We start from the raw sequence: 25,086 nt of genomic DNA, 5'->3' as shown, positions 1-25,086 counted from the left end.
CGTTAATTTCATTGTTCGTGTGACAACATGTTTGTATGATTTTACAATTTTGGATATTAATCCGTAATTCGGGGATGCGGAATTATATGTTGTGGATGTACATGTGCGGGCAACATTGATGGACGAACGAATTGGAGGAGTGGACGAATATTATTCGTCCACTCCTCCAATTCGTTCGTTAACCGACGGTTTAATGACAATGATTCCATGTATGTGATTCGGCATGATGACAAATTCATCAATTGAAACATTTGTATAATGTTTTGGAATTTCGAGCCAATAGTTGTGTGCAATTTTTCCATATGTATTGAGATTCATCTTACGATTATTAATTTCACCAAACCAATGTTGCATAAAACGAGTGCAAATCGTAATAAAATAACAACCAGATGATGAATAATCATAACCATTAAGGCGTAATTGTTTTCTGATTTTTGGTTGATACATAAAAACGCCCCAAATAGGCGGGCGCTTTTCTTTGGTGAATGTATCGTAGAAACACGGTGCTGTCAAATTGTTCCACGTGGAACAATAATGGGGGATATGGTAACGTATGTTTGATAAAATTGTGTGGATGCATGTGTGTAACCATGTGTTCCATGCAGTGGACGAATATTATTCGTCCACTGCATGGAACACATGGACACGATGATTGATTCAATATATCTATTACAAATAAATGCCTAACATTACACATATTAAAGAGTCTCACAATAAATACAGAATCATGGCCGTAACCAAAAACATTTCTGTAGAACGTATTTTATCGATCCTCAAGCACTATGACATAACATTAATTGGAGAAAATCGTTGGCAGGAGGCCAAAGGTAAACTGCCATTTCTGCCTACTAATATTGAAAAACACTTCATAGGACACTTACAGACTAATAAAGCTAAACCAGTCGTTGAGGCTTTTGATGTTATTGAAACAGTTGATACTTTAAACTTGGCTCAAGCTATTAACCAGGCAGCCAGTGAGCTTAAAAGAATCATGCCCGTATTTCTTCAGGTCAATATAAGTCGTGATTCTAATAAATATGGTTTTCTCCTCGAACAACTTCCCCACATTATCCCGCAATTCGAGCAATTCCAACATCTCCAACTATCCGGTCTTATGACAATTACCGCTAAACAGTCACCTGAACAAACCAGACAGGATTTTAAAACCATGAAGCAGCTTCAAATACAGTATAAGCTACCTGAATTATCAATGGGTATGTCAGACGATTGGTCGATAGCAGTGGCCGAGGGGGCAACTATTGTAAGATTAGGACGGGCATTATATACTGCTTCTATGGCACAAGCTTTTACAGACGCAAATTTTAAACAGGAGGTTCTGCAATCTGACGTTCCGGTACTAGTTGATTTTTGGGCGAGTTGGTGTGGTCCATGTAAATTGCTTGGTCCTTTAATTGAGGAATTAGCCGAAGAGTATAAAGGCAAGGCTGTGAAGATTGGTAAAATGGAAGTGGATGAAAATGAAAGCACACCTGCGCAGTATCAAGTGATGTCTGTTCCAACACTAATTTTTTTCCAGAATGGTAAACCAGTGCAACAGATGATTGGGATGCAGACAAAAGCAGATCTTAAAGCTGCTTTAGATGGCCTCATCTGATAAACAGTATGATGTAGTAATAATCGGCGGTGGTCCAGCAGGGCTCACCGCCGCTTTGTATACCGCGCGGCGTAATTTAAGTACTGTCATAATTTCCAAAGATCTAGGTGGGCAAGCCGCCACCACATCGGTGATAGAAAATTATCCTGGGGTTGGTGCCATTGATGGCTTTGAGTTAATGAAAAAGTTTCGTGATCAAGCAGTTTCATCTGGTGCAGAATTTAAGTTAGGGGAAGTACACAAAATTACACAACAAGCTGAGGATAAATTTATTGTAGATTACAATACTGAACAAATAGAAACACGCAGTATTATTTTAGCCTTTGGTTTAACACCGCGTAGTTTGAATGTACCGGGTGAGGCGGAACTAGTTGGTAAAGGTGTAACTTATAGTGCTGCCGCTGTAGTCGATACATTACGTGGAAAAACTGTCGCGGTGATTGGCGGTGGTAACTCTGCCATTGAATCAGTGAATGTATTAGCCGCTGTAGCTAAGCAAGTGTATTTGGTTCATCGTCGGGATAAATTTCGCGCTGAAGCTGTTTTGTTAGAAACCATGGCGCAATGTAAAAATGTCACCCAAGTATTGAATGCCCAATTAAAACAAATTGCTGGTGAAAATAATGTTACCGGCATAGTTGTACAACAAGAAGGGAAAGCTGAGCGGACTATTGTGGTAGATGCAGTGTGTATTAACGCTGGGTTTATGTCTAAGACTAATTTTTTGGATGGGTTGGTAGATATGAGTGAAAAACATGAAGTGATTGTGACGGCAGATTGTCGAACTTCAAAAACTGGAATTTTTGCGGCTGGAGATGTGACGACGAGTAATTGTAAACAAGTAGTAGTATCCGCCGGTGAAGGATGTAAAGCCGCCTTGGCGTGTTACACATATTTAGGTACAAAAGATGGGAAGAATGTGTCAGTTAATCAAGATTGGAAAGTATCATCAAATGAACATTTTATAAGATCATAAAAAAATATGAGTATTCCAAATATTTCGACACGTGGTACAAACTTACAAGCGTCACCTTTACGTAAACTAGCCGCCGCCGCTGAGGCGCGCAAGAAAAAAGGAATCAAAGTTTATCACTTAAATATTGGTCAACCGGATTTACCCACTCATCCGGATGTGTTTAAAGCGATCAAACAATACTCTGAGCCGACTTTGTCTTATGCGCCATCGAATGGTTTACAACCAGCCTTAGAAGCCTGGAGTGTGTATTATAAAAAGAATCATATCCCATTTGAACCGGAAGATATTATTATTACATCCGGTGGATCAGAAGGTATCATTTTTGCCTTAGAAGCAGTCTGTGATCCGGGTGATGAAGTAATAGTATTTGAACCATTTTATACTAACTATAATAGTTTTGCCGCGCTGGCTAATGTGACATTAAAACCAGTTACTTTGGATATCAAAAACGGCTTTCACTTACCAACCGATGCAGAGATAAAAAAAGTCATTACTAAAAAAACTAAAGCCATTTTGATTTGTAATCCATCTAATCCGACTGGAACAATTTTTTCAAAACAAGAATTAGGTCGCTTAGTTAAGTTAGCTAAGCAGCATGGTTTATTTATTTTATCGGATGAAGTTTATCGTGAGTTTGCCTTTGAATCTAAATGTTATTCGATCATGGAGTTTAAAGAGATTCAGCAACAAGCCGTGGTGTTAGATAGTGCGTCAAAACGATTTAATGTGTGCGGGGCGCGGGTCGGGACAGTCGCTTCAAAAAACAAAGCGGTAATTGCCGCTGTGTTAAAAATGGGCATGGCTAGATTATCAGTCGCCTCGATTGAACAACTGGCTTTAATACCGTTATTACAGAATCCAAAAAAATACACCAGCATCATGACTAAAGAATTTAGAAAGCGACGTGAGGTGGTGTACCAAGGTTTAAAAAAGATTCCTAACATCACTTTTTCCAAACCAGAAGGAGCTTTTTATATCATTATTGGTTTACCGATTGATGATGCCGATAACTTTGCCGCTTGGATGATTAATGAATTCCAGGATCATAATGAAACTGTTCTATTAGCACCAGCCGCTGGTTTTTACGCTACTCCGGGTAAAGGTAAAAAAGAAGTGCGGTTAGCTTTCATGTTAAACACTACTGCTTTAAAGAGATCATTAGAACTAATAAAATTAGCCCTTGCAGAATATAATAGCTAGGCATATAATAGGCGCGTCTTTAATTAGTAAAGACATGCCATGGCATGTCTGTAACAAATATCTATGAAAGTTAATCCGTTTCAATCGGCGCAGAAACAACTCGATAAAGCCGCTACACTAATGGGGTTGGATGCCAGTGTGCATGCTCGTTTGAAACAACCCAAGCGCGAAATTCATTTTTCTATTCCAATTCGGATGGACAATGGCGATATTAAGGTTTATGAAGGCTATCGCGTACAGTATGATAATTCCCGTGGTCCTAACAAAGGTGGCATTCGCTTTCATCAAGATACCGATATCAATGAAGTAAAAGCCTTAGCTTTCTGGATGACTTTTAAGTGTGCGACGGTCGGTATTCCATTAGGTGGTGGTAAGGGTGGTGTGACGGTTAATCCAAAAGAATTATCGGTGCGTGAATTAGAAAGATTATCCCGTGGCTTTATTCGTGGCTTACGTGGTGATCTTGGTCCAGATATTGATGTGCCAGCGCCAGATGTGTATACCACACCACAGATTATGGCTTGGATGCTTGATGAATTTAATACTCTACATGGTCACCAAATGCCCGGTGTGATTACTGGTAAACCAATTGCTGTTGGTGGTTCTGCAGGTCGTGGTTATTCTACCGCGCAAGGGGGTGTGTATGTCATGTTAGAGCTAGCCAAAAAAATGAAATTTAAGAAAGGCTCCACAGTGGTGATTCAGGGTTTCGGCAATGCCGGTTCTTACATGGCGAAGATTTTAACCAAACAAGGTTATAAGATTGTTGGTTTGTCAGATTCCCGCGGTGGTATTGTTAACGAAAAAGGATTAGACCCAGTGGCTGTAGAAAAACACAAAGCCAAAACTGGCGGTGTGCAAAATTTCCCCGGTGCCAAAAATGTCACCAATGCCCAAGTGTTAACTACGGCCTGTGATATTTTGGTACCAGCCGCTTTGGAGAATCAAATCTTGGCAGAAAATGCTGGCCAATTGAAATGTAAAGCCATTGTGGAATTAGCCAATGGTCCAACCACTCCTGAAGCCGATGAAATTTTAGCCAAGAAAGGCATCATTTTAGTACCCGATATTTTGTCTAATGCCGGTGGTGTCACAGTATCTTACTTTGAACAGGTACAAAATGCCTACAATTATTATTGGTCAGAAAAAGAAGTGTTAGCCAAATTGGAACCAATTATGGTTGATTCGTTCAATGCCATTTGGGCGATTAAAGAAAAATATAACTGTGAAATGCGTACTGCGGCCTACATTCATGCCGCCAAACGCATCGAACAAGCGATGTTAGCCAAGGGGATTGCCAACGGGTAGACATACCTTCCCCAATTAAAAACAGTAGAGACATGCCATGGCATGTCTCTACTGTTTTTAATGTACACATTGTTATTATTTTGGCATTCATCATACTTTTTTGGTTTGACATGATGATATTTTTTATTACGATACCCCAGCTCATAGGAGGACATGTGGCGAAAGAAAACGACAAAAAGATCGAGAAAACCCCACTGAGGCTGGAGACTGAGCCGGCGATTCAGCTGGCAAAAACTCCCGCCGAAAACGGGGAAAAAATCGTGAAACCTCGTTGGACTACGTCCGACGAACCGTGCTACTGCTGAGCAACAGGCCGGGGGTTCGAGCGCAGATAGCATGCGCTCACCCCTGGCCGACATCACAACACCTACAAAGGTGTTTGTTTTTTTTATGATTATAAACTAATATGGCTCAGCCAAAGGAGGCTGTGTGCCTGAAAAGAAACCTGAAAACGAAAGTGAAAAAAACGGCTCAGATCAAGAGTCTGACCCCTGGGATTGGGATGGGGAGTTTCTTGGATTCGCTTATCGGAGATTGCCGGAACAACAGGAAGTGGCCCCTGCAGAGAGGGGGTCATACGAGGTTCTAGATCACGGGATCCCGAAATCACAGCGATATTGATCACACACAGGTTCGGGGGTTTGAGCGCCACACATCATGCGCTCACCCCCGACCATACACATAATAATCACAAAAACCCGGTAGAGACGTTGCATACAACGTCTCTACCGGGTTTTTATATTTTTTCCCTAATCAATCTGTACCAATAAATTGATACAGATTGCTGAAGGGAGGAGAACATTCGGTGTGCTACGTCCCGCTGGATATAGCACACACACTTGTTCTCCTCGTTGTCTTGTTCTTCCCCAAAGGCCGCCGTTGGGGTGGTCACTTTCGCGCGGTCAAGTGCGCGTGACCAGGGGGAGAGCGTACTTCCCACCTTTTACCTCAACGGCGAACCTAGGGAAGCTACTTCGGGTTGTGGCCGTTTTCGGCGCACAGCCCGATCACGGCGTCTGCCAACTGGTTGCCGAAAACCTCGACGGTCTCCGGACGCATCATGCCATACGCGATGCGCGCGAAGGTGACGTCACCGACGCACGCCGCGACATCGGGCGTGGCGACGATGCCAGCCCGCTGGACGAGGAACCGAGCCATATCCTCGCCCGTCATGATGACCCGGGAGGTACCGCTGCGATCGGTGTACTTCATTCCACCGATGCCGTTGAGGTGCATGGCGGTGTAGAAACCGCCTTCCATAGCACTCCAGGTCAGGGTGATCGGGCAGCCGGTGATACGTCCGGCGACCTCGGTCAGCTTGGCCTGGAGGGCATCACGCCGCTCCTTCATCTCGAGCCAGACGCGCTCCGGCCCACCGTGCTTGATGAAGGCGAGCTGCAACAGCTGCCCCATCATGTTCGGCGGACCGTACAGGTCGCCCTGGTTCGCGACGAAGCGAGCCCGCAGATTGTCGTTCGGGATGACCATGAAGTTCACACGGGAACCCGAGCCCCCGGCCTTCATGACACCCGTGAGGAGGGTGGTGTGGGATGCGACCCACTCTCCAACCTCCTTTTCACCCGAGTGCGCCAGCGCCGCGGCAGCGCGCAGGATGCTGCGATGGGGGTGAACCCACGCAAACATCGCGTACATGTCATCGGCGTGGACGCACAACTTGTGTTTGGCCACGATCCTGGCGATCCGCGCCATGCGATCGGATCCATACGTCCGGCCGCTCGGATTCACCGGATTGCAGAAGATGAGCATGCGAATGCGCGGGTTGCGCGTGCACGCTTCGTCGAGTGCTTCGGCGTCGAGCAGGCCGTCTCTGCAGGGGATCGGGTGGAATACCCCGTCGCCCAGCGCCTGGGCGACGATGTTGGGGTAGGTTCCCCAGGTTTCCACTGGAACCGCCACCATTGGCGGTCCCTCGACGCCCATCGACTTCAGGGTAGCGACCATGAACTGCGTGAATGAACGGACGGCCATAAAGACCGCCGAGCGCCCACCGTGGGTGATCGTCACGTAGTCGCGAACCTCGATGCCGAGGAGGACGCCGAGGAAGTTTTTGAGCACAGTGATCAGGGCGTGGATACCCCGAACATCGCCGTACTCGAGGTGGAACGCCGGTGCGTCCGGCGTGACGAGGCCAGAGATTGGCAGCACATCCCGGTGTGCCGCCGAGTTGATGGCCTCAGCCAAATCACGGAGCGTGTACTCCGTGTTGGCATCGCCGATTCCGGCCTGCACCAGTTCCTTGCCCTCTTCGATCAGGGCGTCCTGGACGATCGTGCCCAGGTTCTTGAGTTCCGCAGACGTGCGATTCACCGCCGGCATGTCAGCCCGAACGATGTTCGGGTCGACCGCGACGGTCAACTTCAAGATATCCCCGTTGTCGTACACGGGGAGGTTGTTGGGGGCCACTTGTCATTCCTTCTTGTTCAGGTTGATTTTCTTTGTACACGAAAACACGATCCCACTGGACCGTGCAGGGGGAACTTTTTGGGTACACCCTCACTTTCACTCATCACCAAACTCACCTCACATCAGTAATTGTGATCAATAAAAATGCGGGTGTACCACGATAAAAAGAACAAGACCCACCATTTGTACAGGGATTGGTTTTGGTTGTCCAGGTGGATTGTCACACCTGAATGGGGGAATCGTAAAATCACCCGTTAAAATGAACAATCATCCGGTCGACAATCATCCGGTAGAGACGCGATTAATCGCGTCTCTACCGGATGATTGTCGACGTCATATACCAGGTTGATTGTTTACGTTATATATCAAACATTGTGTAAACCAATTATTTGTGATAACCTGTTCATGAAAAGCGCCGCCTTATGGGGCGTTTTATGTTATATAGGCAACGGTATTTTACACCATCAATTCGATTAACCGGTTGGAATTATGCCACACCGGGGTGGTATTTTATTACGATTTGCGTAAAACAGCGATACAAAAACCCATTTGGTTTTATTAAAAACGGTTATATGTGTTTATCGGATATTGGTGAAACAGCCCATCAATATTGGTTAAACATTCCGGAACATTTTCCACATATGCAATTGGATGCGTTTGTGATCATGCCGGATCACATGCATGGGATTGTGTACATGAAACCCTCTGGTAGAGACGCGATTAATCGCGTCTCTACCAGAGGGTTTCATCAAACCGGTGGGGTGACAAAACAAAATAATCCAATGTTACATCCCACATCGTTACCGCATATAATTCGATGGTATAAAGGTGTCACCACGTTTTATATTCGAAAAAAACAACCGGATCAATATTTCCATTGGCAACCCCGGTATTACGATGAAATTATTCGCACACCACGGCAATTGGATTATACCCGGCAATATATTTATAACAATCCAAAAAAAATGTTTTATTCCACCCACTCCGCTTGCGCGCGGGTGTATTCATCCTCATGGGACACATCAAACCATTTGTTGGAAAAAGGATAACCGCCAATTTGTCCACGGTGGGCTAAATCTGGGAGGATGTCTCGGGCTAAATATTTATTTTCACAATGCTCTGGTATTTCTTTAAACAGTTCAGGTTCACACACAGCCACACCAGCGACGACGAGATTACTCTTTTTTAGTTGAGTTGGTTTTTCGATTAAGCGATAAATTCGTTTACCTTGTAGTTCGGCCACACCATACAAAGATGGATTAGTGGCGGCGGTCACGGCTAGGGTCATTATAATATGATCCATGTCATGATGAAATCTAACCAATTCCTGAATATCTATATCGGCCAGTACATCACCATATAACAATAAAAATGTTTTATCGATCAGACCTTTTACCTTCTGCAACGATTGTGCCGTGCCAGTCGGATTGTCTTCTTCAATATATTGAATATTAACTCTGTATTGTAAACCGTTACCCAAATATTGTTTTATATCCGGACATTTCTTATTTATTACCATAATGATGTTGTGAATGTTAGCCAGACGCAACATCTCAATGGTATAGGCAATCACAGGCCGATTTTGCACGCGTTTTAAACATTTGATCGATTGATCTTCACGGCCACTGGCTAAAATCACACAAGTATCAATGCCAGTGCCAAGATGACGGGCAACGATATGTTCGATGGCTTGAGAACGATTACGAATGGTATCACCATTAATGAAGCTATCAAGCGCAGCTAAGACATCTTGTCGCATGGTGATAGTGAGTCGATCCTTACCAATTCGTTTCGCCATAGGTGTCACATGTTATCATACTATTTTTTCAGGTCAAGTAACAGGGCATGGGTGTATACTAAAAAGATGAAGGAAAGTTATCATCTAATTGCCGGGGTTGATGAAGTCGGGCGAGGTGCCTGGGCTGGGCCATTAGTGGCTTGTGCCATTATTATGCCACAAGGAAAACGAATTACCGGTGTGGCTGATTCTAAGCAGTTATCACACCAACAAAGAATCAAATTATTTCCAAAAATAGTCTCGACGGCCATTAGCTGTGTGGTTGTGTCTGTGCCGCAAACGGATATTGATCAGTTGGGTGTGCATCAAGCCAATATGTTTGCTCTATCTTACTGCATTACCCACCTTGATCCAGCGCCAGAGCTTATTTTAGTAGACGGTTTTGTCTTGCATCATTATTTACCAATCAAGAAAATTATTCATGGTGATGCAACTAATTATACAATTGGTGCCGCCTCGATTGTGGCCAAAGTGGTGCGAGATACTTTAATGCACTATCTTGATACAGTTGATGGTAAATACATGTTTGGCCAACATAAAGGGTACGGTACAGCTTTACACCAACAACAATTAAAAAAATATGGAATTAGCCCCTATCATAGAAAATCATTTGCTCCGATTCACAAGCTGCTTTATACTTAAGCCATGCAAATGAATAGTCCGATGATTGATGTAAAAACAATTTTGTATCATGCCCAATTAAAATTGGGTGATTATGTGGCCGATTTTGGTACTGGGCGTGAGGCCAAGCTCGCTTTGCCAGCGGCGGCGCAAGTGGGCAAAAATGGTATCGTTTATGCAGTTGATGTGGTTAAAACTATTTTGCCGGCCGTACAAAATAAAGCCAAAATGCATGGTTTGAATAATGTGCAAACGGTGTGGAGTGATTTAGAAATCTATGGTGCTACTAAAGCGATTCGGGATAACAGCTTGATGGTCGGTTTTATGGTAACAGTTCTGTTTCAATCTAAACAACGCGCGAAAATGGTTCAAGAATGTCATCGCATGGTTCGACCAGGTGGAAAACTGATTGTGGTTGATTGGAAACCAGATGTCACAGCGCCACTGGGGCCAGTTAATGACATGCGCGTACATCCAGAGGAGGTGAAAAAAATAGCCGAAGATCTACACATGCAATTAACCGCTGAATTTAACGCCGGACCATACCACTGGGGACTTGTGTTCGTGAAGTAAGCGTGCTACCATGCTCGGACAAGCGCTGCCTATTGTGTGTGGGAAGCGTTTTTTATGTATGCTAGACATGAAACTGGGAAAACCGGTGAAAACCAAGCGACCGAATACCTACTAAAACTAGGTTATACCATTTTGGAACGAAACTGGAGCAGGCGCAGTGGAGAGATTGATATTATCGCTAAAAAAGATACGGTGATATATTTTTTTGAAGTCAAAACTAGATCGGGTTGGCGCTATGGGCACCCATTTCATGCGATTGGTCGACGTAAACGCTGTATGCTGCGGCGACTAGGCTTAACCTACGTGACAGATCATCACCTAACCTATACTGGTTTAGCGATTGGTGCCATCGGTATCATCGGGCAAAACATTATGTTTCTTCCTAGTATTGACAAGAACTAACCCATCCGCCATACTCTTTACAGACTAATGTGAAGTAGTATTAAAAATACTACTTTTTTTATTTATAAGACATGCCATGGCATGTCTCTAACCAATTCTATATTTATGCCAGATCCAAAAGAAGTCGGTGCGGCCATCAAACAGATTTGCGAAGAAAAAGGCATTCCGTTTGAAGCCGTGGTAGAAACAATTGAAACCGCTTTAGCGGTAGCTTACCGTAAAGAGATGGGCCAGAAGGGAAAAGACATTCGCGTGGAATTTAACCCTAATGATGGCTCGATGCGTATATTTGAAGTGACCACTGTAGTGGAAGATGCTTTATATGAGCAATATCAAAAAGATAAAGACGCTACGACTGGTTTAGTAGAAAGTGCTCCAGCGTTAGATGACAAAGGTGAACCGGTAAAACGCTTTAATCCTAAAACAGATATTCCTTATACCCAAGCGAAAGAGGAAATTGCTGATATTGAATTAGGTGATGAAATTCGTGATGAAGTAGAAGTGCCGGCTGAATTTGGTCGAATGGCCGCACAAACAGCCAAACAAGTGATTATTCAAAAATTGCGTGAAGCCGAACGGGAAACACTCTTCAAGTTGTATCAAGATCGTGTGGGCGAAGTGATCAACGTTATGATTCAACGGGTGGAAGGTAAAGTGGTTTTTGTTGATCTGGGTCAAGCCGTGGCGGTTATGCCTCCAGCCGAACAGGTGCGCAGTGAAGTATATAAACCCGGTCAACGCATAAAAGTATTATTACTATCAATCGAAAAAACGCACCGTGGGCCTGAAATTATTGCCTCACGCTCCAATGCTAATTTAGTATCGGCTTTGTTTGCTGCTGAAGTGCCGGAAATTGGTTCCGGCAGTGTGGTGGTTAAAGCGATTGCCCGTGAAGCCGGTTCGCGTACCAAAATTGCCGTGGCCGCAACCGACCCAAGTATTGATCCAATTGGTTCATGTGTTGGTCAACGTGGTACCCGCGTACAAACTGTGATTACAGAACTTGGTGGTGAAAAAATTGATATCATTCATTATGATGACGATGCTGTTAAGTTTATTATCAATGCATTATCTCCAGCTAAAATTACTAGTGTTTCATTGAAAGAAGTAGACGGTAAAAAAATTGCCACCGCTGAAGTTCCAGAAGATCAATTCTCCTTAGCGATTGGTAAGGGTGGTCAGAATGTCCGGTTAGCTTCCCGCTTAACCGGTTGGTCGATTGATATCATTCGAGCTGAAGACGCTGAAAAAAAAGAAGAGAAAGAAGTAGAAAAAATTGAATCAACTAAAACTGAATAATATATGCATCCAGGAATAATATTTTCATTAAGCACCGCTGTAGTGGCTATTATCTATGGCGTAGTTTTAATCGTTCAAATAAATAAGAAACCAGCCGGTAATGAAGACATGCAGCGCATTGCCAAAGCGATTCAAACTGGTGCTTCGGCTTATCTTAATCGACAATACCGCACTATTGCTGTAATTGCCATTGGTTTATTTTTATTACTGTGGTGGTTATTGGGAATTTTAATGGCGACCGGCTTTTTAGTGGGAGCCGTGCTATCTTCGATTGCTAGTTATATTGGTATGAATGTAGCCGTGCGCGCCAATGTCAGAACGGCTGAAGCGGCGCGTCAAGGTTTAGGTGCAGCCATGAAAGTTGGTGTGCAAGGTGGCACGGTGACTGGTATGTTGGTGGTTGGTTTAGCTTTATTAGGTGTGGCCGGTTTTGCTTGGGCCACTGGAAATAATGTTGATGCCTTAATTGGTTTAGGTTTTGGTGGTAGTTTGATTTCTGTGTTTGCTCGTGTCGGTGGTGGTATCTTTACCAAAGCCGCCGATGTCGGGGCTGACCTGGTTGGTAAAGTTGAAGCCGGTATTCCGGAAGATGATCCGCGTAATCCAGCTGTGATTGCGGATAATGTTGGCGATAATGTCGGTGATGATGCCGGTATGGCCGCTGATTTATTTGAAACTTATGCGGTAACAACGGTGGCAGCGATGTTGCTTGGTTCACTTATTTTCAAAGGTGAAGCGAAAGATTTAGCTTTACTTTACCCGTTAGTCTTAGGTGGTGCCGCGATTATTTGTTCAATTATTGGTACCTGGTTTATTCGATTAGGGGGATCCAATAAAATTATGGGAGCGTTGTATAAGGGGTTGATTGTGTCTGGTGTTCTGTCGGCGATTGTGTTTTATCCGGTAACAAAATGGTTAATGCTCGACAATGGATTATATTCAATCGGTCAATTATATGGTTCGGCTTTAGTTGGTTTAGTCGTGACGGCCTTGTTAGTTTTGATTACTGAATACTACACTTCAACTAGTTATCGACCAGTGCGCTCAATCGCCTTTGCGTCACAATCTGGCCATGGTACTAACGTGATTCAAGGTTTAGCTATTTCTTTGAAATCAACCTTAGCCCCAGTATTTGTGATTGTTATCGCTATATTATTTGCCTACAGTTTAGCCGGTTTATACGGTATCGCTGTAGCGGCCATGGCAATGTTATCTTTGGCTGGCATTATTGTGACAATAGATGCTTTTGGACCAATTACAGATAATGCCGGTGGCATTGCGGAAATGGCTAAATTACCAGATGAGGTGCGTGAAATTACTGATGCGCTTGATGCGGTTGGTAACACCACTAAAGCCGTCACTAAAGGGTACGCCATTGGTTCAGCCGGTTTGGCAGCCTTGGTATTGTTCGCGGCATTTACACAAGATTATTTAGCCCGGTCAGGTGAGACTTTAAAATTTAGTTTGGAAGATCCGAAAGTAATTGTTGGTTTATTTATTGGTGGCATGATTACGTATTACTTTACCGCTCTGTGTATGGAAGCCGTCGGTAAAGCGGCCGGTAGTGTGGTCAAAGAAGTGCGCCGTCAATTTAAAAGTATTCCCGGCATTATGGAAGGAACCGCGCAACCAGATTATGCGGCGTGTGTTGATCTAGTAACCAAAGCTGCCTTACGGCAAATGATCTTGCCAGTAGTGTTAGTTGTTTTCACGCCAGTGATCGTCTGGGCGTTACTTGGCCCAGTCGCGGTGGGGGGAGTCTTGATGGGTTCAATTGTGCTCGGTATGTTTGTAGCTATTTCTATGACCACTGGTGGTGGTGCGTGGGACAATGCTAAAAAGTATATTGAGAAAGGTCATTACGGCGGTAAAGGTTCAACCGCTCATGCCGCCGCTGTGACTGGTGATACCGTAGGTGATCCTTATAAAGACACCGCCGGCCCAGCCATTAACCCAATGATTAAAGTCCTAAATATAGTGGCGCTTTTATTGGTTGTTTTACTAGCCTAACATATGCAAATTACTAAAACTGTTCAAGACAAAACAACGGTTTTGCTCAAGGTTGAGGTCTCTGTCGAAGAGTTAAAACCACACCTGGAAAAGGCCGCCAAAAGAATTTCGAAATCAATTACGATTCCTGGTTTTCGGCCAGGGCATGCACCGTATGACATGGTAAAAAATAAAGCTGGCGAAATGGCTATTTATCAAGAAGCAGTAGACGATGTATTGTCAGCAACTTTGCCAGATGCCGTGAAACAAGAAACCATTGATTTTGTTGGTAAACCAAATGTTAATCTAGATACGTTGGCTCCTGGCAACCCATTAGTGTATACTGCAACGTTTGCTATTATGCCCAAGGTTGATTTGAAAAATTACCAAAAGGTGACAGTAAAGAAGGTAGTTGAAGTGGTTGATGAAAAACGTCTGGAAAAAACCATGCTGGATTTAAAAAAGTTGCGCACCAAACATGAACCAGTTGAGCGCGCCGCTGCATTAGGCGATCAAGTTGTGATCGATTTCGATATAAAATTAGCCGGTGTTTCAATCGAAGGTGGTCAAGGTAAAGCGACTCCGGTAGTGCTGGGTGAGAAAAATTTTATTCCCGGTTTTGAAGATGCCTTAGTGGGAATGAAAGCTCATGAGACTAAACAGTATCAAGTAACTTTTCCGGATGATTACGGAGCTAAGCATTTAGCCGGTAAACAATGTGATGTTACTGCCACTGTGCAATCAGTGTCTAAAGTAGTATTGCCGGAATTGAATGATGACTTTGCTAAGGGCCTTAACTTTGCTTCACTACAGGAATTAAAAGATCAAATTCGACAGAACCTAGTGAAAGAATTAGAACAAAAAGCCGAACAGAAATTTGAATCAGAAGTGATTGAAGCCATAATTAAACAGGCCGACTTTGAACCAATTCCACAATTGATGTTGGATTACGAAATCGATCGGATGATGGAAGAACTGAAAGAACAAGTGGAAGATCAGGGTGGAAAATTAGCCGACTATTTTACCCATATCAAAAAAACTGCCGAAGAATTACGAGCCAGCTGGAAAGAACCAGCCACAAAACGTGTGCAAGGTGCTTTGATTATTAAACAAGTAGCGGAGCAAGAAAACATTACTGTTACCGAAGATGCCATCAATGCTGAGGTGGAGCGTCGTAAGACACAGTATAAAAACCAACCGGATATGCTGAAACATTTAGACGGTTTAGATTATCGTGGTTATGTTCGAACGATATTACGAAATGAGCAGGCGGTAAATAAATTAAAGGAATTGGCGATATAAACCATCCCGGAAACACCTCCCCAGCCCTCCTATTGTAGGAGGGAGTAAGAAAAAATCTATTTCTTTATCTTATTCTTCCTACAATAGGAAGGATGTCTCGAGTCATCGAGAGACAGGATGGTGTACCGATCGAATCGCCTTCTTTAAAATCTTGACGGATTTTTTCAAGGCGGCTTTTTCTTTGGCGTCAAGCGGTATCTCTAATTCTTGAATAATGCCGCATTTTCCTAAAACTGATGGTGTGCTGACAGCCACATCATGGATGCCATATTCACCGCGTAACACCGAAGATACCGGGAATATTTCATGCGTGTCATTGAGAATGGCATGCACTAATTGTGTGACACAGGTAGCAATAGCGAGGTTAGTAGAACCTTTCTTTTTAATAATATCGTAAACTACGGTGCGAACGGTATGATGAATCGCCCACATCGCTTTTTCATTGTAATGCGGCATTTTTCTGAGTGGGATAGAACCAATATTAGCTGTACTCAAAGCTGGGAAAGAACTATCGCCATGTTCACCTAAAATGTGCGCATGAACATTATGAGCGTTGACGCAAAAATATTTTGCCAAGTAAGACCTAAACCGAGCTGAATCTAACACCGTGCCAGTACCAAACACACGATTGTGCGGAAAATGTGAGTATTTAAGAGCTAAGTAGGTCAGTACATCCACTGGGTTGGTAACGACAATAACAATACTATCTGGTGAGTAAGTTTTTATATCTTTCATAATGCCTTTGAGAATGCCGGCATTACGTTGTAATAACTGTAATCTAGATTCACCGGGTGCTTGAGCCGCACCGGCGGTAATCACAACAATATCAGAATCTTTAATATCTTTATATGATTTTGAACCCATGAATTCAGTGTGAGGCATAAAGGCGCTGCCATGTTCAATATCCATAATCTCGCCTTTAGCTTTTTCTAAATTTCGGTCTAGCAAAACGATGTTATTAGCTGAGCCGTCTATAGCCAGGGCAAAGGCTGTCGCGGTGCCGACATTACCCGCCCCTATGATTGTTACTTTTCCAGGCATAAATATTTTATTATTAATAATATATAATTATTACAATTATACCATAAATCATATATAATACCGACATGTCACAAATTGGTGCCCATGTTTCAGCTGCTGGTGGTTTATATAATGCCGCGCTTAACGCCAAAGCCGAGGGTTTAGAAACCTTTCAAATGTTTTCTCGTCCACCACAATCTTTCAAGTGTCCTGAGCTTACTGCGGAAGCTGTGACAAAATTTAAAGATACTGTGCAACAATGTGGTTACACGAATTATTATGTTCATGCGCCCTATTTATTAAATCTCGCCTCAGCTAAACCTAGTTTACGTCACGCCTCAATTACTATGTTAAGACAAGAACTAGATAGAGGGTCGCGACTTGGTGTTAAGGGAGTAATGTTTCACACCGGCAGTGCCGCCAGCCAGCCAGATCGAGCCACCGGTGTAGCCGTAGCGATTAAAAGTTTGAATCAAGTTTTAGCTGGTTATACCGGAACATGTTTATTATTATTAGAAAATGCCGCGGGCAGTGGCAGTGTTTTAGGGTGCACTTTTCCAGAATTGAAACAATTATATTCCGGTATAGAAAAAGCTAAACATGCCCAAGTTGGTTTTTGTTTAGACACCCAACATGCGTTTGGTTCTGGGTATGATCTAAGAAGTGAAGCATTAATAAACGAGACAATCTCACAATTTGATAAATATTTAGGTTTAAAAAAACTAATCTGTATTCAGGTGAATGATTCAAAAGTTGATTTTAATAGTAAGAAAGACCGACACGAACATATTGGCCTGGGTAAAATTGGTCAGGCAGCTTTTAAATATTTACTTAATCATCCAAAATTAAAAGACCAAGATTTTATTCTAGAAACCCCCGCTGCTGGTCGCGCCGATGATGTTGCTATTTTAAAAAAATTCAGACAAATATGAGATTAACTATATTAGGGTGTGGTCGGTTTAATATCACAGCCAATTATAATTCAACTGGTAACCTTATTGAAACAGAGCGTGTTAACATCTTAGTGGATTTTGGGCGAGGTTGTTTATATTCTCTTACCAAATTAGGCAAACAAGTTGGTGATATTGATGCTATTTGTATTAGTCATCTACACCCAGATCACATTGCAGACTTGTTAACATTTTTTCAGATCTTTTTCAATACGTGTGCTGATAAACCTTTGATTATTGTTGGTCCAGTGGGTATTCAACAATGGTTTAAAACTATGGTTGATTTGGTATTAGAACCAGTCCCTACCAAAATAACTATTTATGAACAACCTCTGACAGCTATAGAAATTGGTGATGTTACAGTGACTACCGCAGTGATGAAGCACAATGTTCCAGCTACGGCCTTTCGTTTTGAACAAGCCGGTCATAGTGTGGTTTATTCTGGTGACACCGGTATGAACGAAAATATAGTATCATTAGCTCGGCAAACCGATGTTTTATTATTGGAATGTTCCAATCAACCTGGTCAGATATCCGCACAACATTTGAACCCAGAACAGTGTAGTGATATTGCTACACAAGCTAAGGTTAAACAATTAGTGTTAACCCACTATGGTTACGATTTAACTAAGACAAACATGCCATTTAATGGTACACTGGTTATTGCTAAAGAATTAATGACTATAGATCTATAATATGCATGTGATGAAAGAGTTTGCGATCGGATTGGCACTGCGGTCAGGGAATATGCTGATGAAGGATTTTCGCGCTTTGTCCCCAGAACAAATTCGGTTTAAAGACAAACGGGAATTAGTCACTAATCATGATGTTAAAGTGAATCATTTTTTAGTGGAAAAAATCCGTGAAGCTTATCCGACCCATAATATTTTATCGGAGGAAGAAGGGTTTAAAAAGGGGACGGCGAAAAATAGTGGGTATCAATGGGTAGTCGATCCATTAGATGGCACCACTAATTTCATCATGCGGCACACTTTTTTTACTACCACTATCGCTTTATTAAAAGACGGCGATCCGATTATTGGTATTATTTACTCACCTTATACGCGAGAGTTATTTGTGGCGGAAAAGGGGAAGGGAGCGCGGCGTAATGAAATGCGCATGCATGTGTCTAATGAGGATAAATTAAGAACGTCATTTCTGTGTTTTGCTTACTCCCATGAAAAGAAATCCTTACAACGCGCCGTGGCGGCTTACCAACACTTTGAATTTGAAGCCCGCTCGATGCGACATTTCGGTTCATCGTCTTTAGAATTAGCCTTTGTGGCGGCTGGTCGGGTAGACGGTATGATTATCACCCCACCGGTGCGCATTTGGGATGTGGCGGCTGGTATGTTAATGGTGCGTGAAGCCGGTGGGATGGTGACAGATTTTGATGGTAATCCAAATGGTATCGCCAAGAATGGTTTAGTCGCCACTAATGGCAAAGTGCACAAACAAATTTTGAAAGTAATCAAACAGAAGAAGATTTGATTATGGACAGCAGAAGAGATGGACATGAACCTCGGAGTAGAAGAGAGATAGAGAGAGCTCAAAAAGCTGAGTATGAAGTAGCCGAGAGAATGGGGCTGTTATCCATAACGTCTTGGGAGGATGAAGAAAGTAATCCTGATTTATTGATTTTACAGGCTTGGAAAAAACGACATGAAGTTCCAGAATCAGCTACTACATTTATAAAATTACGTCATAAAATTCTCAAAACATACGAAGAGATGTTCATGGTACGAAATTGGTATAGTCCGGGGGGAGCCATTACTCATGATCAAGACCACATCACTGTTTCGCAAGCCCAGGAAAATTATTCACATATCATGGAAATTGTTGGAATATCCGCAGAGGAGTTTGCAGACATCTTTAATACTTTTTTAGAAAACTATTATGTTGTGAGTAAACAAGTGAACGATATTATTAATCTACCCGAAACAGACGATAGTCTATTACGACTTGAAGCTTTTTTTAAACAACTGGAGGAAATTCGTAATAAGCCAAACAATAAAGTGTTCTTTTTATCGCACTATTGGTCCAGGTATCGTGCAAAGAAAACTTAAGAACCACTTAAAGTAAGATTAGTTTTTTTAAATTTAATCAATCAACAATGTGGTGCCGAGAGAGGGAATCGAACCCTCATGGGATTACTCCCGACAGATTTTAAGTCTGTTGTGTCTACCAGTTCCACCATCCCGGCTTAAATAATAAAGAACCTTCACTGTTATACAGCGAAACTTTCAAGCAGTCAATGAAAGCCACGCTACCACTATCAGTATAGTCAGCGCTATCCATAACCAAGCTGTACTCTTAGTTTTTTTAGAGTGGATGTTGGCTTGCTGCATGGCGGTTTGGATATCGGCTGGCATCCAGCCAGATTTCTGGAGCGCTTGGGCAATAACTGAATCGCTAAACCCTAAAGTGCGACATTGCTGAATATAATTGGCGCCTATGGCAATAGATGACATATGAGCGAGAAACGGGGCTCGAACCCGCGACCTTCTCCTTGGCAAGGAGACGCTCTACCAACTGAGCTACTCTCGCCTACGTTTCACTTCGGCGAGTAAACTCGCCTAGGTTCCCTTAGAAGCCTCGGGACTTCGGCGAGTAAACTCGCTAGTCCTGGGCGGGGTGTAGTCAGAGTATAATAAGTAAAACTTGATTGGCTGTCAATAAACGGAGGCGTGGGCCGGATTCGAACCGGCGCATAAGAGTTTTGCAGACTCCTGCCTTACCACTTGGCTACCACGCCAACAAAACGTTGCAAAGCATTTGCTACCGTACCAAAAAACGCCTATCATGTCCAGATGATATCGTTTATTATTCCCGTCTATAATGAGGAAAAAGTCATCACTGAAACATTACAACAATTTTTGGTGTTAACAGGGATAGATTATGAGATAATTGTTTCAGATAACGGCAGTACAGATACAACTAGAACACTGGCTAGCCAGTTAGGTGCTAAAGTGGTGGAACGACCCGGTGCTGAACGAACCTCAATTGGTGAGTGTCGTAACCGCGGGGCGCGCGTGGCTCAGGGTAATATCTTATGGTTTATTGATGCCGATGTGAGGATTACCAATATCATGAAAACTGTATCAGAGGTGAGCGCTTATTTTGAAAAAAATTCTGGAACAGTTGCAGCCACCATGCGGATTATTATTTATCCAACAGAGAGCATTTGGCTTGATCGAGTAGTGTGGTACTTATTTAATTATTTTATTTGGTTACAAAACCGCGTGTTAAAAGTTGGTACATCAGCGGGAGATTGTATGATTATCCGGCGATCAGCCTTTACTCAGCTATCTGGTTTTAGGCCAGAATTACGTAGTTCGGAAGATTTTGAATTATATAAACGTCTTGGTCAATTAGGCCAAGTAAATTTTTTCTGGTACCATACTGTGGCTATGTCACCCCGGCGTTATCGGCGCGATGGTTGGCCGAAGGTGTTATGGCAGTGGTTTAAAAATTGGTTTACACAAGTTGTATTTGGTAAGATAGCTAAGACTGATTGGGAGGCACGACGTTAGTATGAAAATTTCATTTATTATACCAGCACTCAATGAGGAAAAGTTAGTGTTACGAACACTACGATCTTTGCAATGTGTGCGTGGAAAAGATGTCGAAATAATATTAAGTGATGATGGCAGTTCTGATAAAACTTGTACCCATGCTCGACCACTGGTTGATGAGATTGTGCTCTTAAGCCAACCGCACAGTACCATTGGAACTTGTCGTAATCGTGGGGCAAAACAAGCGTCTGGAGATGTGTTGTGGTTTCTTGATTGTGATTCCAGTATTCCAAACTTACCAGCGGCGTTAACTTATGTTCAGCAGCAATTTACAGCCGATCCTGAATTAGTTGGTTTAACAGTCCACAGCTACGTTTATGCTGGCGAACGAAAATTAGTTGATCATTTTTGGCTCGGTCAGCGCAATTGGCTGATTTGGGTGACTAATATTCTTGGTTTAGGGCAAGGTTCCGGCGAGTGTTTAATTGTACGGCGTGAGACATTTATGCAAATTCATGGGTTTAATGAACAGTTAACCAGTAATGAGGATCACGACTTATTTTTTCGGCTCAGTCGTTTAGGTAAAACCAGATTAAGCTGGAAGTTTTATGTAGAAATTTCACCACGTCGTTTTCGAGTGGAAGGTTGGAACAAAGTCTTGTGGACTTGGTTTGTGAATTGGATACGCACGTTTATTTTTCGCAAACCTAATCCAGCGCCATGGGAACGTCGCGATTAATAACTGGCTTTTTGTCAATATCCCTTATACAATACGGCCATGCGTCACATACCAGCCGTAATGGCTACGCAACACCCCGACAATGCCTCGGCCCCATATTGGGAGCAAGATGGCGATGGCTTTGTTTCGGCCCAAGAGGAGGTAGCCGAAGCCTATTCGGCCTATGCTGATTTAGGAGTTAATGAGTACATGTGGGATTGGGAAGGTAAGTATGTGGATGAGGCTGTCGTCGAGCGTTTGTTAACGGAACATCATCAATACTTCAAAAAGCATCATTTAGGACGCGATCAATTCCTAACTTTTCGCATTCCCAATATTTGGCAGGAAAAAGGTTATTCACTCGCGCGGGCCTTTATGGCCATTTTAACGGCTGCCGACATGGCCAAAGATATGGCAGTGGGTGAAAAACCATTATTTGAGGTGATTCTGCCTATGACATCATCTGCTCAACAAATGTTACATATTCAAACTACCTTTACTAAATTAGCCAAAGTTAAACACCGCTTATTTACTGATAACACTAGTTCATTTAACTATATTGAGATTATTCCTCTAGTGGAAGAAGTGCAGCAAATGTTCTCGATCCAAAATTTGTTGCAGCGGTATGTGCAACAACATAAAAAATACTATCAGCAATATCCAAAATATATTCGGCCATTTTTAGCACGGAGTGATCCGGCTCTTGTGTCTGGTTTAATTCCGGCGGTATTAGGAAATAAAGTAGCCTTATCTGAGTTGTATCAGTGGAGTGATAATACCGGCATTCCAGTTTATCCAATTATTGGCACCGGGTCCTTGCCATTTCGTGGCTCACTCGCACCAGATAATATCAAACAGTTTTTGGAAGAATATCGGGGCGTACGAACCGTCACAATCCAATCAGCTTTTCGGTATGACTACCCACCAGTTCAAGTGAAACGAGCTATTAAACAATTACAACAACAACTAGCTAAAACTGTTCCACAAAAATTTGCTGCTAGTGATAAAAAAATTCTCAATAATATTGTCCAACAAGCTGAACAACACTATCGTTCGGCCGTGACAGCGATTTCGTCTGATTTATTTAAAATTACACCCTATATACCAAAACGGCGCGAACGAAGATTACACATTGGCTTATTAGGTTATGGTCGAACAATTGGCAAACAGCAATTTCCTCGCGCCATCACCTTCACTGCCGCTATGTATTCATTAGGTGTACCACCAGAACTAATCGGTACAGGTAGAACGTTACGGGAGCTCTCTAAAGGAGAAGGAGAACTGGTTCATCAAGCTTACCATTGTTTAGAACATGATTTACGATTAGCTGGGCGCTACCTTAATAAAGAGAATCTACAATATTTCGCTAAGCGGTCTGCCGGTTGGCGCGCCATTCAAAGTGATATAAATTATCTGGAAGAGTATTTTGGATTCACCTTAGGCCCGATTAGCCCAACGGAATTTTTACATCGCAATGCCACATCGGATATTGTCTATTTACAACGTCAGCAGCAAGATATTACCGAAGTGGTGTTGCAAGCTGGTAAATTAAGGAGAAGTCTAGGATAACTTGACCGGATAATCTCCCTACTATAGACTGTAGTAGTAAATATTATATATAAGTAGCAATTAATTTATTTAAAGTATGATCATGGATGATGAAGTTAAAAAAATGGACGATGAACCAAAAAGTACCATGCAGATGATTGATGGTATTCCAGCCCGGTTAGCCTTTTTTGCTGGAGTGCTAGTGAGTGCCGCGCTGATCTTTGCCGTTGGGTTTATCGTGTTGCTCGTGTTGATGTATAAAGGGGTTGAATTGCCAACCGAAAAAGAAAAAAGTGCTAATGCCAACAGTAATGCGAATACCAATGCTGCAGCTGCAGCTGATCCAGCAGCTCCGACCATTCCATCAGGGACAGTTGATCCAGCCTCATTACATAATAAACGAGGTACTGGTGATTTAACGATTCTGGAATATTCTGATCCGGAATGTCCATTCTGCAAACGTTTTCATAGTACCTTGCAACAAGTCATGAAGAGTTATGACGGTAAAGTAGCCTGGGCCTATAAACAATTACCATTGACCAGTTTACATTCTAAGGCGCAAAAAGAGGCGATGGGTACTGAGTGTGCGGCCGACCAAGGTAAATTCTGGGAATATCTTGATTTAATGATGGAACGAACTGAATCAAACAATAGTTTACCAGATGAACAAATTTATACTATTGCTAGTGATGTTGGAGCCGATGGTGCTAAGTTTAAAGACTGTGTTGATAACGGTGCCACCAAAGATCGTGTCAACGCTGATGCCGCTGAAGCCCAGAAGTTTGGTGCACAAGGAACGCCTTATGGTTTGATTTTAGATAAAGACGGCAAGATTGTTGATGTACTTGAAGGTGCCTTACCGTATGATTCAGTGGCCGCTGTCTTGGATAGTCATTTGAAATAGCATGGCGGTTTTTGACACAATTATTGTTGGGTCTGGGCCAGCTGGATATACCGCCGCTATTTATGCAGCGCGCTCTAATTTATCTGTACTGGTATTAAAGGGGCAACAACCAGGCGGCCAATTAACCACCACTACGATAATTGAAAATTGGCCTGGTTATGCTGATGGTATTGATGGTAATGAACTAATGCAGAACATGGAAAAACAAGCGGCTCGATTTGGTGCTGAGATGAAATCTTCCGTAGTGACTGGAGTAGATTTTTCTAAACAGCCTTTTACTATCACCACTAGTGATGCTTCATACCAAAGTAAAACTGTTATTATCGCTACTGGTACAAGGTCACGTATGACCAATGCTCCAGGTGAAACTGAGTTGATAGGTAAAGGAGTATCAACTTGTGCTACTTGTGATGGTTTTTTCTATCGCAAGAAAGATATTATTGTGATTGGTGGTGGCGATACCGCAATGGAGGAAGCGAATTTTCTTACTAAGTTTGCTAACTCTGTTACGCTAGTACATCGTAAAGATAGTTTTCGAGCCAGCAAGATAATGATTGATCGAGCATTAGCTAACCCAAAAATAAAAGTGATCTATAATAGTGTTATTGAGCGTTTTAACGGTACTGGTAAACTAGCTAGTGTGACATTAAAAGATACTCAAACCAGTCAACTAACCGATAAACCAATCGATGGTGTATTCTTAGCGGTTGGGCATATTCCAAACACTGAAGTATTTCAAGGCAAGATTGAACTTGAACCAAATGGTTTTATTAAAGACCATGGTGCAACCAGCACTAATGTTGCGGGAGTCTTTTTTGCCGGTGATGTGGCCGATCAACATTATCGTCAAGCCATTACAGCCGCTGGTGCCGGGTGCAAGGCCGCTATCGATGTAGAAAAATATTTGGCTAGTCTAAACTGATT

General features: G+C 42.7%; 25 protein-coding genes and 3 tRNA genes. 20 read left to right on the top strand and 8 right to left on the bottom strand.

What is annotated here, in order from left to right:
• Positions 1-150: 150 nt before the first annotated feature.
• Positions 151-447 (bottom strand): glucose-6-phosphate dehydrogenase, encoded by a 297-nt coding sequence (locus WCV88_03605; protein MFA6475261.1) that lies wholly within the window; start codon positions 445-447, stop codon positions 151-153.
• A gap of 232 nt (positions 448-679) precedes the next feature.
• Here WCV88_03605 and WCV88_03600 point away from each other — a divergent pair, with 232 nt between their 5' ends.
• The 4 genes from WCV88_03600 (at position 680) to WCV88_03585 (ending at position 5,099) form a co-directional block, all read left to right on the top strand.
• Entirely contained in the window at positions 680-1,615 is a 936-nt protein-coding gene (locus WCV88_03600) for a YggS family pyridoxal phosphate-dependent enzyme (GenBank protein ID MFA6475260.1), read from the top strand.
• Positions 1,602-2,591 (top strand): FAD-dependent oxidoreductase, encoded by a 990-nt coding sequence (locus WCV88_03595; protein ID MFA6475259.1) that lies wholly within the window; start codon positions 1,602-1,604, stop codon positions 2,589-2,591. Before WCV88_03600 ends, WCV88_03595 begins: the two co-directional genes overlap by 14 nt.
• Positions 2,592-2,597: 6 nt before the next feature.
• Positions 2,598-3,791 carry a pyridoxal phosphate-dependent aminotransferase gene (locus tag WCV88_03590; protein ID MFA6475258.1) on the top strand — a complete coding sequence of 398 codons (1,194 nt, stop codon included), beginning with the start codon at positions 2,598-2,600 and terminating at the stop codon, positions 3,789-3,791.
• A gap of 63 nt (positions 3,792-3,854) precedes the next feature.
• Complete coding sequence (locus WCV88_03585; protein MFA6475257.1) at positions 3,855-5,099, top strand: Glu/Leu/Phe/Val dehydrogenase; 1,245 nt, start codon at positions 3,855-3,857, stop codon at positions 5,097-5,099.
• 969 nt (positions 5,100-6,068) lie between these two features.
• Here WCV88_03585 and WCV88_03580 read toward each other — a convergent pair.
• Entirely contained in the window at positions 6,069-7,502 is a 1,434-nt protein-coding gene (locus WCV88_03580) for a pyridoxal phosphate-dependent aminotransferase (GenBank protein MFA6475256.1), read from the bottom strand.
• A 455-nt stretch (positions 7,503-7,957) separates the two neighbouring features.
• Between WCV88_03580 and WCV88_03575 the strand changes: the two genes are divergently transcribed.
• A complete protein-coding gene (locus tag WCV88_03575) occupies positions 7,958-8,572 on the top strand; it encodes a transposase (protein MFA6475255.1) in 615 nt (204 codons plus the stop codon).
• Here WCV88_03575 and WCV88_03570 read toward each other — a convergent pair.
• A complete protein-coding gene (locus tag WCV88_03570) occupies positions 8,494-9,321 on the bottom strand; it encodes a nucleotidyltransferase family protein (protein ID MFA6475254.1) in 828 nt (275 codons plus the stop codon). The two genes, WCV88_03575 and WCV88_03570, sit on opposite strands and share 79 nt — an antisense overlap.
• 66 nt (positions 9,322-9,387) lie before the next feature.
• Here WCV88_03570 and WCV88_03565 point away from each other — a divergent pair, with 66 nt between their 5' ends.
• The 6 genes from WCV88_03565 (at position 9,388) to tig (ending at position 15,507) form a co-directional block, all read left to right on the top strand.
• Positions 9,388-9,963: a ribonuclease HII gene (locus tag WCV88_03565; GenBank protein ID MFA6475253.1), complete on the top strand. Its 576-nt coding sequence runs from the start codon at positions 9,388-9,390 to the stop codon at positions 9,961-9,963.
• Between the two features lie 3 nt (positions 9,964-9,966).
• On the top strand, positions 9,967-10,515 hold the full coding sequence (locus WCV88_03560; GenBank protein ID MFA6475252.1) for a methyltransferase domain-containing protein: 549 nt from the start codon (positions 9,967-9,969) through the stop codon (positions 10,513-10,515).
• Between the two features lie 54 nt (positions 10,516-10,569).
• Entirely contained in the window at positions 10,570-10,917 is a 348-nt protein-coding gene (locus WCV88_03555; GenBank protein MFA6475251.1) for a YraN family protein, read from the top strand.
• A gap of 105 nt (positions 10,918-11,022) precedes the next feature.
• Positions 11,023-12,216 (top strand): transcription termination factor NusA, encoded by a 1,194-nt coding sequence (nusA, locus tag WCV88_03550; protein ID MFA6475250.1) that lies wholly within the window; start codon positions 11,023-11,025, stop codon positions 12,214-12,216.
• Positions 12,217-12,219: 3 nt separating this feature from the next.
• The gene (locus WCV88_03545; protein ID MFA6475249.1) at positions 12,220-14,226 is read left to right on the top strand and encodes a sodium-translocating pyrophosphatase; all 2,007 of its coding nucleotides are present in this window, start codon (positions 12,220-12,222) and stop codon (positions 14,224-14,226) included.
• Positions 14,227-14,229: 3 nt separating this feature from the next.
• Positions 14,230-15,507, top strand: a complete 1,278-nt coding sequence (gene tig / locus WCV88_03540) for a trigger factor (GenBank protein MFA6475248.1) — start codon at positions 14,230-14,232, stop codon at positions 15,505-15,507.
• A 102-nt stretch (positions 15,508-15,609) separates the two neighbouring features.
• Here the strand turns inward: tig and WCV88_03535 are convergent, their stop codons facing one another.
• Positions 15,610-16,548, bottom strand: a complete 939-nt coding sequence (locus WCV88_03535) for an L-lactate dehydrogenase (protein MFA6475247.1) — start codon at positions 16,546-16,548, stop codon at positions 15,610-15,612.
• A gap of 65 nt (positions 16,549-16,613) precedes the next feature.
• Here WCV88_03535 and WCV88_03530 point away from each other — a divergent pair, with 65 nt between their 5' ends.
• Genes WCV88_03530 through WCV88_03515 form a run of 4 tightly spaced genes read left to right on the top strand, consistent with a single transcriptional unit; the run spans position 16,614 to position 19,543 of the window.
• Entirely contained in the window at positions 16,614-17,459 is an 846-nt protein-coding gene (locus tag WCV88_03530; GenBank protein MFA6475246.1) for a deoxyribonuclease IV, read from the top strand.
• On the top strand, positions 17,456-18,172 hold the full coding sequence (locus WCV88_03525) for a ribonuclease Z (GenBank protein MFA6475245.1): 717 nt from the start codon (positions 17,456-17,458) through the stop codon (positions 18,170-18,172). Before WCV88_03530 ends, WCV88_03525 begins: the two co-directional genes overlap by 4 nt.
• Position 18,173: 1 nt before the next feature.
• Positions 18,174-18,968: an inositol monophosphatase family protein gene (locus WCV88_03520; GenBank protein MFA6475244.1), complete on the top strand. Its 795-nt coding sequence runs from the start codon at positions 18,174-18,176 to the stop codon at positions 18,966-18,968.
• A gap of 2 nt (positions 18,969-18,970) precedes the next feature.
• Positions 18,971-19,543 (top strand): hypothetical protein, encoded by a 573-nt coding sequence (locus WCV88_03515; GenBank protein MFA6475243.1) that lies wholly within the window; start codon positions 18,971-18,973, stop codon positions 19,541-19,543.
• A 50-nt stretch (positions 19,544-19,593) separates the two neighbouring features.
• Here the strand turns inward: WCV88_03515 and WCV88_03510 are convergent.
• The 4 genes from WCV88_03510 to WCV88_03495 all read right to left on the bottom strand — a co-directional run bounded on the left by WCV88_03510 (position 19,594) and on the right by WCV88_03495 (position 20,232).
• Positions 19,594-19,680, bottom strand: a tRNA-Leu gene (locus WCV88_03510).
• A gap of 40 nt (positions 19,681-19,720) precedes the next feature.
• Positions 19,721-19,948: a hypothetical protein gene (locus WCV88_03505; GenBank protein MFA6475242.1), complete on the bottom strand. Its 228-nt coding sequence runs from the start codon at positions 19,946-19,948 to the stop codon at positions 19,721-19,723.
• Between the two features lie 3 nt (positions 19,949-19,951).
• Positions 19,952-20,024 (bottom strand) — tRNA-Gly (locus WCV88_03500).
• Between the two features lie 136 nt (positions 20,025-20,160).
• A tRNA-Cys gene (locus WCV88_03495) sits at positions 20,161-20,232 on the bottom strand.
• 55 nt (positions 20,233-20,287) lie between these two features.
• On the opposite strand from WCV88_03495, the gene WCV88_03490 reads away from it, so the two are divergent.
• From WCV88_03490 to trxB, 5 genes are all read left to right on the top strand, one after another.
• The gene (locus WCV88_03490; GenBank protein MFA6475241.1) at positions 20,288-21,010 is read left to right on the top strand and encodes a glycosyltransferase; all 723 of its coding nucleotides are present in this window, start codon (positions 20,288-20,290) and stop codon (positions 21,008-21,010) included.
• Between the two features lies 1 nt (position 21,011).
• A complete protein-coding gene (locus WCV88_03485) occupies positions 21,012-21,731 on the top strand; it encodes a glycosyltransferase (protein MFA6475240.1) in 720 nt (239 codons plus the stop codon).
• A gap of 39 nt (positions 21,732-21,770) precedes the next feature.
• Positions 21,771-23,279 carry a phosphoenolpyruvate carboxylase gene (gene ppcA / locus WCV88_03480; GenBank protein ID MFA6475239.1) on the top strand — a complete coding sequence of 503 codons (1,509 nt, stop codon included), beginning with the start codon at positions 21,771-21,773 and terminating at the stop codon, positions 23,277-23,279.
• 82 nt (positions 23,280-23,361) lie between these two features.
• A complete protein-coding gene (locus WCV88_03475; GenBank protein MFA6475238.1) occupies positions 23,362-24,162 on the top strand; it encodes a thioredoxin domain-containing protein in 801 nt (266 codons plus the stop codon).
• A 1-nt stretch (position 24,163) separates the two neighbouring features.
• Positions 24,164-25,084, top strand: coding sequence for a thioredoxin-disulfide reductase (gene trxB / locus WCV88_03470; GenBank protein MFA6475237.1), 921 nt, complete (start codon positions 24,164-24,166; stop codon positions 25,082-25,084).
• Positions 25,085-25,086: the final 2 nt, after the last annotated feature.

The organism is Patescibacteria group bacterium (genome assembly GCA_041665365.1).
Lineage (GTDB): Bacteria > Patescibacteriota > Patescibacteriia > UBA9570 > UBA9570 > UBA9570.
This window is presented reverse-complemented; position numbering and strand designations above follow the sequence as displayed.